Origin of the sequence: Mesorhizobium sp. M0029 (assembly GCF_040323735.1) — a bacterium.
Lineage (GTDB): Bacteria > Pseudomonadota > Alphaproteobacteria > Rhizobiales > Rhizobiaceae > Mesorhizobium.
Window position 1 is genome coordinate 300,278 of the sequence record NZ_JAMYVF010000003.1, and the last position, 13,360, is coordinate 313,637.

Here is a 13,360-nt window from a genome sequence, read left to right on the forward strand (position 1 = left end):
AATTCGGCCTCTCGCCACCTTCGCGGCATTCGGCTACATCTCCGGCCGGAGTGACAGACATGGCTGAAACCGACATCAGAAAAACCATCGTGCTGACCGGAGCCAGCCGCGGCATCGGCCATGCCACGGTCAAGCGCTTTTCGCGTGAGGGCTGGCGGGTCATCACCTGTTCGCGCCAGGCTTTTGCCGAGGATTGCCCGTGGCCGGCCGGCCCAGAGGACCACATCAAGGTCGATCTCGCCGACCAGGAAGATGTCGGCATCGCCGTCTCGGAGATCCGTCACCGGCTCGAGGCGCATGGCGGCCAGTTGCACGCTCTGGTCAACAATGCCGGCATCTCGCCAAAGCTCAAGGACGGCAACAGCCGGATGGATTCGATCGACACGCCGATGCATGTCTGGCGCGATGTGTTCCAGGTGAATTTCTTCGCGCCGATCATGCTCGCGCGGGGCCTCTTCAAGGAGCTTGCTGCAGCGAAAGGTTCGATCGTCAACGTCACCTCGATCGCCGGCACGCGCGTGCATCCTTTCGCCGGCACCGCCTATGCGACCTCGAAGGCGGCGCTCGGCTCGCTGACGCGCGAGATGGCGCATGATTTCGGCCCGCACGGCATCCGCGTCAATGCGATTGCGCCGGGCGAGATCGACACCGCGATCCTGTCGCCGGGCACCGACAAAATCGTCGAGACGATCCCACTCAGGCGCCTTGGCGCCACCTCGGAAGTCGCCGACATCATCTTCTTCCTGTGCTCGCAGCAGGCGTCCTATGTGACGGGCTCGGAAATCCACATCAATGGCGGCCAGCACGTCTGAGCACTGACAGACTGCTCATTCGGCGATGGTGAGAACAGCCTTGCCGCTGAAGCTGCGCTGCCGCAAGGCGTCCAGGGCCTGGGCGATGTCTGTCCACGGCACGGTCATGGACACGCGGGTTTCCAGCCGGCCGGCCGCGACCAGAGCGAGCAGCGAGGCGATGTCCGCGCCAATGGCTCGACCGGATGTGTAGTAGGCGAAAGTCTGAAGCCCCGCTCCCTCATGGCCCGGAACGAATTGTCTGAAGCCAACCGGCGTGAGTTCGCCGCTGCTCGAACCGAACATGACGATGGTGCAGCCGGGGGCGACGCGTTCGATGGCATGGGCGAGGCTTTGGCCGCCGACCGACTCGGTGATCAGAGAGAATGGCCCTTCGGCCAGTTCGATCGACTCGACGACCTCGTGAGCACCAAGACCGCGGAGATCCTCGGCGTGCCGGGCGGCGGCGATTGCAGTCACCGCGGCGCCTTGCTCGCGGGCGATCTGGATCTGGAAACGGCCGACCGCGCCGCTGGCGCCGGTGATCAACACCTGCTGTCCCGCGAGGTCGCCGCCATGGCGCAAGACCCTGAGAGCCGTCGTGCCCGCGACCGGAAGCGTGGCGGCGGACCCGAAGCTGACCTCGTCCGGGATGACGGCGAGGCGGTCGGTCGGAACGGCGACCTGTTCGGCCCAGCCGGCCTCGTCGACCAAAGCCACAACCCGGGCGCCGACGGCAGGCCCGGAGCCATCGGCTGCCGCCCGCTTGATCACTCCAACCACGTCCTGGCCAGGTATCCAGCCTTCCGGGCGTATGGTGAGCAGGCGCAGTTCACCGCGGTTCAACGAGGTAGCGTGGACTGAGACAAGCGCTTCGTTGGGGAGGGGCCGAGGGTCCTCGACCTCGGCGAGCGTCAGTCTGGTGGGGTTGTCGGGAGACATGACGAGCGCGCGCATGGGAAGCCCTCCTGATACTTTGTGACATGCCAGCCACGAACCGGAGCCTATCGAATTCCCGCATCAAAGAATTTAGCTATCATGGCGAATAGTCGCTAAAAGCGGTCAATTGTGAGACAGCCTCTCCGCTACCCCTGGCGCGTCGAGGCCGAGATAGCCTTCGTCATGAAGGCGCCGCTGAGGGGCCCAGGCGTGACCATCTTCGACGTGCTCAACGCCACCGATTATATCACGCCGGCGCTCGAAATCCTCGACACGCGCATCGAACGCGTCAATGCCGAGACAAAGAAGGCGCGCACTTTCTTCGATACGATTTCCGACAACGCCGCCAATGCCGGCATTGTCATCGGCGGCCGGCCGCAACGACCCGATGAAGCCGATATGCGCTGGATCGGCGCCATCGTCTCGCGCAATGCGGAGGTCGAGGAGACCGGGCTTGGCGCCGGCGTGCTCAACCATCCGGCGATGGGCATTGCCTGGCTGGCGCACAGGCTCGCCCGCTACGGCATGTCCATCGCGGCCGGCGAGGTGGTGCTGTCCGGATCGTTCGTGCGCCCGGTCGAGGCGCGGCCCGGCGATACGATCGTCGCCGACTTCGGCAGCTCGGGAACGGTCAGCATCCATTTCGCCAAGAGCTGATGGCTCTCATCGGCTCGTCAGTTGGGCTGTTCGCCGCGCAAGTAGTCAATCACCACATCGGCTGCGATGGTCGACATGCGCAAGCCGACATCCCTGGTGATGTCGCCTTCGACGCGGCTTTGCACCCAGCCAAGAAACGCGAAGGCACGCAAGGCGGCGAATAGAGGCAATGCGGCGATGTCCTGCGGGGTCAGCGCACGCTCTTGCTGGTAGCCGTCAAGCAAAGCGGTTTCGATCAGCGGGTAGATCGCCTCCTCGCGGTTCTGGTAGAGGGCGACGGCAAGATCGTACATGTGCCAGCCATGGCCGCAATCGTCGAAATCGATGATGCGCACCGCGCTGTCATGGATGAGCACATTTTCGCGCACCAGATCGGCGTGGATGATGCCGAAATTGCGCGCGCTGCGCTCATGTTGCGACAGCGCCTTCACTGCCTTGTCGCGCGCCTGCAAGACCAGCGCGCGGCGAGGACCATCGAGAAAGGGCGAGGTCTCGAACCGGCCCCAGACCGGGTTCGCCCCGAAGAAGCCGTCGAAGTCCCAGGCATGGCGGGCGAAGCCCGCGGGCGGCGTCCAGGAGGCAGTGACATTGTGCATATGGGCGATGGTCCGCCCGATCGCCGTGAAGATCTGGATCGACTGGTCGGCCGTGTAGACCAGTGGCACGCCGCGTGCGCCCACGGCGCGGCCTTCCAGCCAGCTCAGGCAATCGGCCTGCCGGGGCTGCGCCGAGGTGGCCGTGCTGACAAGCACGAACGGATCGCCGGCCTGTGTTGCGACGCAAGACGGCGTGGCGACGCCGGCGGATTGCAGGAAGCCCATCCATTGCAGTTCCGAACGCAGCGCGGCGTCCGTGTGGTAGCCGAGGCGGTGGATGCGCATGGCTGCCGGCTGGCCATCCGGCAGCCGCACGCGGAAGACGGCGTTCTCGCGGTGCTTCAGAAGTTCCGGCTCAGAGTTGCGGACGCCCCAATGTTCGAGCGCACGCCTGGCGAGCTCCGTGACATCGGCTGCCGTTTCGGGCTCGGATTGGGTGGAAACAGAATTCACGCCGGCACTCCGCCGACTTCGCCCAGCACCTCGTCCAGCAGGCCGATCAGGAAGTCGGCATTGTCGCGCGAGAACGGCATGGGCGGGCGGATCTTGAGCACATTGCCGTGGATGCCGGTCTTGCCCATCAGCACGCCGCGATGGCGCATGCGATTGGCGACCTGCTCGGCAATGTCGGGCGCCGGTTCGCGCGTGTCGCGGTCGTGGACCAGCTCGGCGCCGAAGAACAGTCCGGCCCCCCTGACCTCGCCGATGCACTCATGCCGATCGGCCAGCGGGCGCAGCAGGCCGAGCGCATAGGCGCCGACGTCTTGCGCGTTGGCGACAAGGGTTTCCTGTTCGATGACGTCGAGGACGGCATTGGCGACCGCGCAGGAGACCGGGTTGCCGCCAAAGGTGTTGAAGTAGCGGAAAGCGTCGCGGAAGGTCGCCAGTATCTCCTTGGTGGTGACCACGGCCGCGATCGGATGGCCATTGCCCATCGGCTTGCCCATGGTGACGATGTCGGGGACGAAGCCGGCGCGCTGATGGCCCCAGAAATGGCTGCCGGTGCGGCCGAAGCCGGGCTGCACTTCGTCGGCGATGACCAGACCACCGGCTTCGCGCACGGCCCCCAAGGCGTCGTCGAAAAATCCGGTGGGCAGAGCCGGGAAACCTTCATTGGCGAGCAGCGGACACAAGATGATGCCAGACAGGCCAATGCCATCCTGTGCCAGCGAGGCGATCGCTTGGCGCACGGCGTCGCCAAAGGCCTTGCCATTGGCCATCGCATCGGGATGGCGATAGCTGTCGGGGGCCGGCACCAGCCTGACATGGGGGGCGCGGCCGCGGATCGGAGGCATGCGCGTGCTCAGCTGCGAAACCGCCGTCGTGTTGCCATGATAGGTGGCGTCGGTGGCGATGATGCCCATATTGCCGGAGGCGGCCTGCGCCATGCGCAGCGCGATGTCGTTGGCCTCGCTGCCGGTGCAGGTCAGGATTGCGGTGGCGAGGCTTGCATCGAAGGTCGCCGTCAGCCGCTCGACATAGTCGAGAATTGCGGTGTGCAGATAGCGTGTGTGGGTGTTGAGCAGGCTTGCCTGACGGCACAAGGCCTCGACCACATGCGGGTGGCAATGGCCGACATGGGCGACGTTGTTGTAGGCATCGAGATATTTGCGGCCGTCGGCATCGTAGAGCCAGACGCCTTCGCCGCGCACCAGGTGCACGGGCTCGTCGTAGAACAATTGCGATTTCGCGCCGAGCAGGCGGGCACGCCGCTTGACGAGCGCTTCCTCGCTCGGGTTCTTCTCAGATTGGGTCATTGCGTACCAAACTCCATTGCGTCAGCGGGTCTATCAGGCCCTCGACAGACCTGCATCGATGGCCTCGCCGATCTTTGCCACGTCGGCGGCGCCGATGATCAGCGGCGGCGACAGGATGATGTTGTTGCCGGACACGCGCAGCATGACGCCGGCGTCATAAGTGGCTTCCGAAACCACGGCCATGGTCTTCTTGTCCACCGGCTTTTTCGTCGTGCGATCGGAGACCAGCTCTAGCGCAGCCATCAGGCCCTTGTACCTGATGTCGCCGACGATCGCGTGCTTGGCTTTTAGCCCCTCCAGCGTCGCCGCGAGCTCGATGCCGCGCGCGGCTGCGTTCTCGTCCAGGCGAAGCCGCTTGGTCTCGGCAAGTGCAGCCAGCCCTGCCGCGCAGCCGACAGGATGGCCGGAATAGGTATAGCCATGACCGATCGCCCCGAAGCTGGTGTTGTCGGCCTCGAAGACGTCGGCGACCTTGGCGCCGATCAAGGTGGCGCCGAGCGGGAAATAGCCCGAGGTGATCGCCTTGGCGATGGTCATGAAATCCGGCTTCACGCCGGATAGCCGCGAACCCGACCAGGCGCCGGTGCGACCGAAGCCCGTGACCACCTCGTCGGCGATCAGCAGGATTTCGTGGCGGTCGCATATCTCGCGGACCAGCGGCATGAAGCTGTCATGCGGAACGATGACGCCGCCGGCGCCGAGAACCGGCTCCATGATGAAGGCGGCAATGGTGTCGCCGCCCTGGAAGGCGATCTCATCCTCCAGCGCTTTGGCGCACAGTTTGGCCAGCCGCGCCGGATCGGTCTCATCGAACGGATTGCGGAAGGTCCAGGGTGCGGGAATGTGGAAGACGCCGGGCATAAGCGGCTCATAGTTGCGGCGGAAATTGGCGTTGCCGTTGACTGACGCGCCACCGAAATGGGTGCCGTGATAGCCCTTCTTCAGCGCGAGGAATTTTGTCCGGTCGCCCTGGCCGCGGATCTTCCAGTATTGGCGGGCGAGCCGCAGTGCGGTTTCGACCGAATCCGAGCCGCCCGAGGTGAAGAAGGTCCGCACCATGCCTTCCGGTTCGAACCATTCGCTGAGTTCGTAAGCGAGCTCGATCGACGGGCCGGTCGACGTGCCGCGAAACCCGGAATAGTAGGGCAGGGCGCTGAGCTGGTCGGCGATGGCCTTCTTGATCGGGTCGCAGGAGTAGCCGAGATTGACGTTCCACAGTCCGCCAACCGCATCGAGCACGGTGTTGCCGTCGATGTCGGTGACCATCACGCCTTCGCCTTTCATGATCACCTTTGGCGGGTTGGCCCGCATCTCGGCCGGGTGTGCCATCGGATGCCAGATCGGCTTGGCGTTTTTCTCGGTGAGGAAATTGATGTCGCGCATCGCAAGGCTCCGCAAATGTCTCAGGAGATGAGGTCGAAATGGCCGAGGGCCTCGGCATAGGAAAGTGCCGGCCGCGCGACGTCGAAATGAACGGTGCGCATGCCGGCGGCACGGCCGCCATCGACATTGCGCTGCTGGTCGTCAACGAACACACAGGCGCGGGCAGGCAGGCCAAGCGCCTCGGTCACCAAGGCATAGGCGCGCGGATCGGGCTTGAGGATGCGGGTATAGGTGGCGTCGACGATGGTGTCGAACAGCTCGAGCAGCGGCAGCCGCTGACGGAAGCCGGCGCCATAGAACAGATCTAGCTCGTTGGACAGGATCGCCAGGCGAAATCCCGCCGCATGTACGGTCCGGATGGCGCGGACGGCTTCGGGCCGCACGATCTTTTCCGGCTCGGCTCCGCGTGCGCGCTGGACGAATGTCTCCATTGCCTCCCAGTCCTCGCCGACGAGCCGGCCGACTTCGCTGGTGCGGGTGCGCCAATAATCGCGCTCGCTGATGTCGTTGGCCTGCATGGAGCGCCACAGCGGATCTGAATCCGGGTCGAACGGCCCGTGCCATTGCAGCGTTCCCGGCGCGAGGCCGAGCGCCTGTTCGGTCAAGGCATGGGTCTCGAAAAGGGTCCGGGTGACGACGCCGCCGAAATCGAGGACGAGCGCCTGGGCAGGAACAGCGCTCACGCAGCCACTCCCTTGGCCGGCATGCCGCGCGGGATGATGCCTTCCTCGACCCAGCGGTCGAAGATTTCGAGCGCCTTGCCGACGAACTCGTCGCTGTTGATGTGGGCGTCGATCTCGTGGAACTCGACGCCGGCGGGAATGGCCTTGCGCATCTCATCGGTGAACGCCGCGAGGGCTTCGGGTTCGTACAGCGGCTCGCCCTGCGCATCCCATTCCTGGATGCCGCCGGAGGGCAGGATGAAAGCGGAGCGCCCCTTCGACGCACCGAGCTTGGCGGCGATGGTCCTGGCGACTTCACGGCGGTCGGCGGCATCGACGGTGATCGAGCCGATCAACCTGTTATGAGCATGGAATGGCCGCTGCGCGAACTTTGTCGGCAGCGCCTGCCAGGTCGGCAAATCGACCATGTCTACGGCGCCAGGGGCTGCGATCTGCGGAATGCCGCGGGCGCCGGCATTCTCGAGCCGGTCGGCGCCGGAGCTGACGACCGAACCGGCAAGATGATTGGTGATCTCCTGCAGGCTGAAGTCGAACACCGCGCAGAAATGGTCCTGGCTGGCGATCGATTCGAAGGCCCGGCCCCCCATCCCGGTGGTGTGAAAGACTGCGACGTCATAGCCGCGCTGCTCCAACGCCGGCTTCAGCGTCTTCATATAGCGCAGGCAACTGCTGCCCAGCGAAGTCATGCCGATGGTCGGTCCGACCGCCGGGGCCGAAGCACGGGATGCAAGCACGATCCTCGCCGCACCGACCACCGCGCCGCAGGCCTGGGAAAGGACCAGCTTGCAGATGGTGTTGAGGCCGTAGAGCCCGCCTGCCCACAGGATCATCATCAGGTCGGGCGCGACGCGCTCGGGCGGAATGAGATGCGAGTAGGCGATGGTCGAGACGACGAATTTCGGCACGCCGAGCGGCAGGCACAGCGCGACATCGAGCGCCAAATCGGTTCCCATCGAACCACCGATGGCGATGAAGGCGTCGATCTCGCCGCGCTGGTGAAGCTGGCGCACCAGCTGAACGGCGCCGACGGCCATCAATGTCATGGCGGTGTTTTCGTCGCCGCTCGAGACGATTTCGGCCATCGTCACGCCAGCGGCCCGCGCAACGGCATGCTTGTCGTGATCGGGACTATAGGCGGGGGCGCCCAGCACGCTGACATCCATCATCACGGCGCGGCCACCGGATGCCTCGATACACGCTTTCATGAACAGCAGTTCGTCGGTCTTGGTGTCGCCCGTGCCGATGACCAGGATGCGGGGCGTCGCCATATCTGCAGACATCAGGCCTGCCTCCTCAGGGTTTGCAGGTTTTCGCCATTGAGGCGCATCGAAATCTCCCGTGCCGCGGTCACAACCGCAAGCCCTCGTTCCACGATCGTAGCCGGTGTCGTCCTGGCCTTCGGGGCTGCCACCGCAATTGTCCCCAGCGCAAGACCATCGGCGGCGCGGATTGCAGCCGCGACGCCGATCACGCCGTCCTCATGGCCCTGGTCGCAGATCGAATAGCCGCGGTCGCGCGCCTCGCCGATCGACTTTGAAATGGCGGCCGGCTCGACGAGGGTATGATCGGTGAAGGCCTCAAGCGAACCTGTCAGGCATGCTTTCACGGTCGCGTTGTCGGCGAAGGCGAGATAGGCGATGCCGGAGGCGGTGGAATGCAGCGGCAGAAGCTGGCCGACATCGATGTTCACCCGGTTTGCCCAGCTTGAATGCTCGACATAAACGGTGATCAGCCTGTCGACGCCGAATTCCGACAGATGCACCGTCTCGGTTGTCGAACCCGCCAAATCCTGCGCCACGGGAATTGCCGTTTGCAGGAACGGGAAGCAGGCTTCGCGGATACGCGCCAGCCGCGACAGGCCGGCGCCGAGGCGATAGTGCCGCGTGCCGGCATCCTGCTCGACGAAGCCATGGCCGCCAAGCGCCATCAGCAGCCGCCGCGTCGTCGCCTTGTCCAAGGCGCACCGCCGCGCGAGATCGGAAAGTCCGAGCTCGGGCTCGTCCGCCGTGAACAGCTCCAGAAGTGAAATCGCCTTGCCGACCGTACCCATCCAGCCTCCCGCTCGGACAGAAACTTAATGTGTGAATTAACTTGACAGGCATCCGCATTCTTTGCAAGTCTATATTCAAAATAAGGGTTCAAATAATGAACCAATGGCATTCAGGGAACAGGCCGAGCGGCCGCGAACCCAGGGGTTCGTAAGACTGGAGGGACAAATGTCAGCAGTTTCGGAACAGGTGCCCGCCAACAGGCTGCGCAAGAACAGTCTTGGCGTCGGCGCTATCACCTTCATGGTGATTTCGGCGGCGGCGCCGCTCACCGCGGTCGCCGGCGGCACGCCGCTCGGCATGCTTATGGGCAATGGGGCGGGCTTTGCCGGCACCTATCTTATCGTGACCGTGTTGCTGCTGCTGTTTGCGGTCGGCTACGTCGCCATGTCGCGCCATGTCGGCAATGCCGGCGCCTTCTATGCCTATGCCGCGCGCGGGCTGGGCGGTTTTGCCGGCGGCGCAACCGCAATCATCGCGATCCTGTCCTACAACGCCATGCAGATCGGGGTCATGGGCCTGCTGGGGGCCGCGACCGCCGGCCTGTTCGCCGGCTGGGGCATCGACCTGCCCTGGTGGGTGTGGAGCTTCATCGCCGTTGCCATCGTCGCGGTGTTGGGCTACCGCCAGGTCGACCTGTCGGCCAAGATCCTGACGGTGCTGGTGCTGTGCGAATACATCGTTGTGCTGGTGCTAGACCTCGCCATCCTCAAGACCGGTGGCGACAGTGGTCTCTCTGCGGCGCCGTTCAGCTGGAGCCAGATCGTCAGCGGCTCGCCCGCCATCGCCATCCTGTTCTGTTTCGCCGCCTTCATCGGTTTCGAGGCGACGACGATCTACGCCGAGGAAGCCCGCGACCCCAAGGTGACCATTCCGCGCGCCACCTATTTCTCAGTGTTGCTGATCGGCGTCTTCTACATGGTCACGGCCTGGCTGATGGCGGTCGGCGCCGGCGTCGACAAATTGTTGCCCGCACTGCAAGCGCTTCAGGATCCGACGACTTTCCTGTTCGGCCTGTCCGACCGCTACGCCGGAACCATGCTGTCGCACGCCATGGGCATCCTGTTCGTGTCGAGCCTGTTTGCCGGCGTGCTGGCGTTCCACAACGCGGTTGCCCGCTACATCTACGTCTCGGGCCGCGAGAAGCTGTTGCCTGAAGCGATCGGCGTGACGCATTCAGTGCACCAGAGCCCGCATGTTGCTTCCGTCATCCAGAGCGTGTTGGCAGCGATCGTCATCGGACTGTTCGCGATACTCGGCCTCGATCCGGTTCTGGCGCTGTTTTCCTGGCTGACCAATGTCGCGACGCTGGGAGTCATCGTCATGATGGCAGTGGCCTCGCTCGCCGTGGTGATGTACTTCCGCGCCAACCCGTCGACGCAGGAGAATGCGCTGAAGACCACCATCCTGCCTGGGCTGGCTTTCATCGCTTTCGTCGTCATCATCTACCTGATCGTCATTAATTTCGGTGGCCTGTCGGGCGCCAGCGGCTTCCTCGGCGTGTTGCTGCCGGGGCTGGTGCTGATTGCCGCGGTGATCGGCCTGCTGCTTGCCGGTGCGTTGAAGAGCCGGGATCCGGTTGCCTTCGAAAATCTCGGCGTGCCGCTGAAGGACTAGGACAAAGGACAAGGGGTAGCGCGTTCGGCGCCGCCCCTTTCCATCGCAAGGGAGTAACTGCGTTGAGCTTTGCCGAGAGCATCACCGTTGAGGCGCTGGAAGCCGATCCGTATCCGATCTATGCGGAACTGCGGCGCAGCGCGCCTGTCGCTTTCGTGCCGGCGGTCAATCTCTGGTTCGTCACCCGCTGGAAGGACGTCGAGACCGTCGCAAAGTCACCCGACATCTTCTCCGCCGTCGTCGGTACGTCTCCGGTCGAACGCTCGTTCGGCAAGCCGACCATCCTGACTACCGACGGCGAAACGCATAGACAGCTGCGCCAAGGCGTCGATCGGAAATACCGGCCGCGCACCGTCGCCGCCTATGCCGGCGATCTCGTACGGTCGATTGCCGAACCTTTTCTCGACCGGATCGCCGAACAAGGCTCCGCCGAGCTGATGGCGGATTATTTCGAGCCGGTGTCGACGCTCAGCCTGGCGCGCTCGCTTGGCCTTGCCGACATCGACATGCCGACGCTGCGCCGCTGGTTCTATGGCCTTGCGCAGGGCGCCATCAATTTCGAGAACGACCCGAAGCGGCAAGAGATCGCCGACGCGATCAGCGCCGAGGTCGGCGCAGCCATCCGGCCGACTCTGGATAGACTGGCGCGCGCACCCGACGACTCGGCGCTGTCGCATATGCTGCATGACGGCATGCCGGAAGGCACGACGCGGCCGATCGATTTCTTGATGCCAAGCATCAAGGTCATCCTGCTTGGCGGCATGCAGGAGCCCGGACATGGTGCCGGTTCGATCCTCGCCGGCCTGCTTGCGCATCCCGAACAATTGCGGCAGGTGCTCGCCGATCCCGAGACCTTTGTGCCCAGGGCTGTCGATGAAGGCTTGCGCTGGGTGGCGCCGATCGGCACCCAGACGCGGCAGACGACGCGGGCGGTCGAGCTTGGCGGCGTAACGATCCCTGCCGGCGCCGCGGTCGCTGCACTTGTCTCCTCGGCAAGCCGCGACGAGAGCCGCTTTGCCGATCCAGACCGCTTCGACATCAACCGCAGGGAAGGCAATCATGCCGCCTTCGGCTTTGGTCATCATTTCTGTTCGGGCCGGTTTTTCGCGCGCGAGCAGATGTGCCTTGCATTAAGGCTGCTGCTCCTGCGCTTCCCCGATCTCAGCCTGGTGCCGGGCAAGGTGCCGGTGTTTCGCGGCTGGGAATTCCGAGCGCCAACCACGTTGTATGTTTCCCTGGGAGTCCGCCACCAATGATCAGCCAGAATGCCATCGACGCGCTGCGCAAGACGGAGATCGGCGAGCGGGGCTTGTTTATCGATGGCGTACAGGCCGCAGCGACGAGCGGCGCGACGCTGGCGGTGATTTCGCCGATCGACGGCCGCCCTTTTGCCAGCATCGCCGACGGCAATGCCGCCGACATCGATCGCGCGGTCCGATCGGCGCGAAAAGCATTCGAGAAGGGTTCATGGTCGCGCGCCGCCCCTGCCTTTCGCAAGAAGGTGCTGACGAAATTTGCCGAGCTGATCGAAGAACATGTCGACGAGCTGGTCGTGCTTGGCGTGCGCGACAACGGCACCGAGATCGGCATGGCCTACAAGGCCGAGCCACTGTCGGCGGCCGGCACCATCCGCTACTACGCCGAGGCGATCGACAAGGTCTATGGCGAGATCGCGCCGACGGCCGACAATGTGCTCGGGCTGATCCACAGGGAGCCACTCGGTGTCGTCGGCGTCATCGTGCCGTGGAACTTCCCGCTGATGATCGGCGCCTGGAAGATTGCGCCCGCACTGGCCACCGGCAACAGCGTCGTCGTCAAGCCGCCGGAGATCGCCTCGCTGACCTTGCTGCGGCTGGCCGAACTCGCAAGCGAGGCTGGACTTCCCGAAGGCGTGTTCAACGTCGTTACCGGGCATGGTGCTGTCGCCGGCGAAGCGCTTGGCCTCCACATGGATGTCGACGCCATCGCCTTTACCGGATCGGGGCCGGTCGGCCGGCGGCTGCTCGAATATTCCGCCCGTTCCAATTTGAAGCGGGTCTTCCTCGAGCTTGGCGGCAAGTCGCCCAACATCGTCTTTGCCGACGCTCCGGACCTGAAGCAGGCGGCGGTCGTCTCGGCCAACGGCATCTTTCGCAATTCAGGCCAGGTCTGCGTGGCGGGCTCGCGTCTGCTCGTCCAGTCGTCGGTCTATGATCTTTTCATGGACGAACTTGTCTCGGCAACCACGCGGCTCAAGGTCGGCGACCCGCTCGATCTCGCCAGCGATATCGGTGCGGTATCGAGCGCCGAACAGCTGGACAAGAATCTCGGCTTCGTCGCCATGGCGCAAGCCGAAGACGCCCGTCTCGTCGCCGGTGGCGAACGGATACTGACCGAGACTGGCGGCAGCTACATGGCGCCGACGATCTTCGAGAACGTGACGCAAGAGATGCAGTTGGCGCGCGAGGAGGTGTTCGGACCGGTGCTCGGCGTGATGCGCTTCGAGACCGAGGAGGAGGCGGTGCATCTCGCCAACTCCACTGTCTACGGACTTGCCTCGGCGGTGTGGACCGCCAATCTTTCCACGGCCCATCGCATGGTGCGCGCCATCAACGCCGGTGTCGTCCACGTCAACACCTATGGCGGAGCCGATATCACCGTGCCGCTTGGCGGCGTCAAACAGTCCGGTTTCGGCCGTGACAAGTCGCTGCATGCGCTGGAGAAATTTGTCGACCTCAAGACCGCCTGGATTGCGCTCTGAGCCTTGCGGAAAGGCCAGCGTATCTGCTCTTTTCGTCAAGCTTGGCCTCAGAAACGCCACGCTGGTGCTGGTTGGCGGCGATCGCGTCACCGCTATCGGCAATTCCGACTAGCGTGGTGTCGTGGGTCCTGGTTTTGCGCGGAAAGCCG

Annotated in this window: 11 protein-coding genes and 1 pseudogene; 5 read left to right on the forward strand and 7 right to left on the reverse strand. The window is 64.4% G+C overall.

What is annotated here, in order from left to right; genetic code table 11:
- The first annotated feature begins 59 nt into the window (after window positions 1–59).
- Entirely contained in the window at window positions 60–812 is a 753-nt protein-coding gene (locus tag NKJ76_RS07475) for an SDR family NAD(P)-dependent oxidoreductase (RefSeq protein ID WP_023686590.1), read from the forward strand.
- Between the two features lie 15 nt (window positions 813–827).
- Here the strand turns inward: NKJ76_RS07475 and NKJ76_RS07480 are convergent, their stop codons facing one another.
- Window positions 828–1,748, reverse strand: a complete 921-nt coding sequence (locus NKJ76_RS07480; protein WP_352537100.1) for a zinc-binding dehydrogenase — start codon at window positions 1,746–1,748, stop codon at window positions 828–830.
- A gap of 138 nt (window positions 1,749–1,886) precedes the next feature.
- Between NKJ76_RS07480 and NKJ76_RS07485 the strand changes: the two are divergent.
- A pseudogene (locus tag NKJ76_RS07485) lies at window positions 1,887–2,387 on the forward strand (FAA hydrolase family protein); the annotation flags it as partial.
- A 17-nt stretch (window positions 2,388–2,404) separates the two neighbouring features.
- Here the strand turns inward: NKJ76_RS07485 and NKJ76_RS07490 are convergent.
- From NKJ76_RS07490 to NKJ76_RS07515, 6 genes are read right to left on the reverse strand one after another with little or no spacing between them, the layout of a single operon-like run.
- On the reverse strand, window positions 2,405–3,436 hold the full coding sequence (locus NKJ76_RS07490) for a phosphotransferase enzyme family protein (RefSeq protein WP_352537101.1): 1,032 nt from the start codon (window positions 3,434–3,436) through the stop codon (window positions 2,405–2,407).
- Window positions 3,433–4,740 carry an aminotransferase class III-fold pyridoxal phosphate-dependent enzyme gene (locus NKJ76_RS07495; protein ID WP_023751795.1) on the reverse strand — a complete coding sequence of 436 codons (1,308 nt, stop codon included), beginning with the start codon at window positions 4,738–4,740 and terminating at the stop codon, window positions 3,433–3,435. Before NKJ76_RS07495 ends, NKJ76_RS07490 begins: the two co-directional genes overlap by 4 nt.
- 33 nt (window positions 4,741–4,773) lie before the next feature.
- Entirely contained in the window at window positions 4,774–6,123 is a 1,350-nt protein-coding gene (locus NKJ76_RS07500) for an aminotransferase class III-fold pyridoxal phosphate-dependent enzyme (RefSeq protein ID WP_352537102.1), read from the reverse strand.
- 20 nt (window positions 6,124–6,143) lie between these two features.
- A complete protein-coding gene (locus NKJ76_RS07505; RefSeq protein WP_023820914.1) occupies window positions 6,144–6,806 on the reverse strand; it encodes an HAD family hydrolase in 663 nt (220 codons plus the stop codon).
- Complete coding sequence (locus NKJ76_RS07510) at window positions 6,803–8,086, reverse strand: Tm-1-like ATP-binding domain-containing protein (protein ID WP_023686943.1); 1,284 nt, start codon at window positions 8,084–8,086, stop codon at window positions 6,803–6,805. Before NKJ76_RS07510 ends, NKJ76_RS07505 begins: the two co-directional genes overlap by 4 nt.
- Complete coding sequence (locus NKJ76_RS07515; protein ID WP_352446547.1) at window positions 8,086–8,856, reverse strand: IclR family transcriptional regulator; 771 nt, start codon at window positions 8,854–8,856, stop codon at window positions 8,086–8,088. The genes NKJ76_RS07510 and NKJ76_RS07515 overlap by 1 nt, the downstream gene beginning before the upstream one ends.
- 166 nt (window positions 8,857–9,022) lie before the next feature.
- On the opposite strand from NKJ76_RS07515, the gene NKJ76_RS07520 reads away from it, so the two are divergent.
- The 3 genes from NKJ76_RS07520 to NKJ76_RS07530 all read left to right on the forward strand — a co-directional run bounded on the left by NKJ76_RS07520 (window position 9,023) and on the right by NKJ76_RS07530 (window position 13,211).
- A complete protein-coding gene (locus tag NKJ76_RS07520) occupies window positions 9,023–10,471 on the forward strand; it encodes an APC family permease (protein WP_352537103.1) in 1,449 nt (482 codons plus the stop codon).
- A 62-nt stretch (window positions 10,472–10,533) separates the two neighbouring features.
- Window positions 10,534–11,727, forward strand: coding sequence for a cytochrome P450 (locus tag NKJ76_RS07525; RefSeq protein ID WP_352537104.1), 1,194 nt, complete (start codon window positions 10,534–10,536; stop codon window positions 11,725–11,727).
- On the forward strand, window positions 11,724–13,211 hold the full coding sequence (locus NKJ76_RS07530; RefSeq protein WP_352537105.1) for an aldehyde dehydrogenase: 1,488 nt from the start codon (window positions 11,724–11,726) through the stop codon (window positions 13,209–13,211). The genes NKJ76_RS07525 and NKJ76_RS07530 overlap by 4 nt, the downstream gene beginning before the upstream one ends.
- Window positions 13,212–13,360 lie beyond the last annotated feature (149 nt).

Coding starts and splice junctions, on each gene's coding strand:
- NKJ76_RS07475 (WP_023686590.1), top strand. CDS start 60: ATGGCTGAAACCGACATCAGAAAAACCATCGTGCTGACCGGAGCCAGC.
- NKJ76_RS07480 (WP_352537100.1), bottom strand. CDS start 1,748: ATGCGCGCGCTCGTCATGTCTCCCGACAACCCCACCAGACTGACGCTC.
- NKJ76_RS07495 (WP_023751795.1), bottom strand. CDS start 4,740: ATGACCCAATCTGAGAAGAACCCGAGCGAGGAAGCGCTCGTCAAGCGG.
- NKJ76_RS07500 (WP_352537102.1), bottom strand. CDS start 6,123: ATGCGCGACATCAATTTCCTCACCGAGAAAAACGCCAAGCCGATCTGG.
- NKJ76_RS07510 (WP_023686943.1), bottom strand. CDS start 8,086: ATGTCTGCAGATATGGCGACGCCCCGCATCCTGGTCATCGGCACGGGC.
- NKJ76_RS07515 (WP_352446547.1), bottom strand. CDS start 8,856: ATGGGTACGGTCGGCAAGGCGATTTCACTTCTGGAGCTGTTCACGGCG.
- NKJ76_RS07520 (WP_352537103.1), top strand. CDS start 9,023: ATGTCAGCAGTTTCGGAACAGGTGCCCGCCAACAGGCTGCGCAAGAAC.
- NKJ76_RS07530 (WP_352537105.1), top strand. CDS start 11,724: ATGATCAGCCAGAATGCCATCGACGCGCTGCGCAAGACGGAGATCGGC.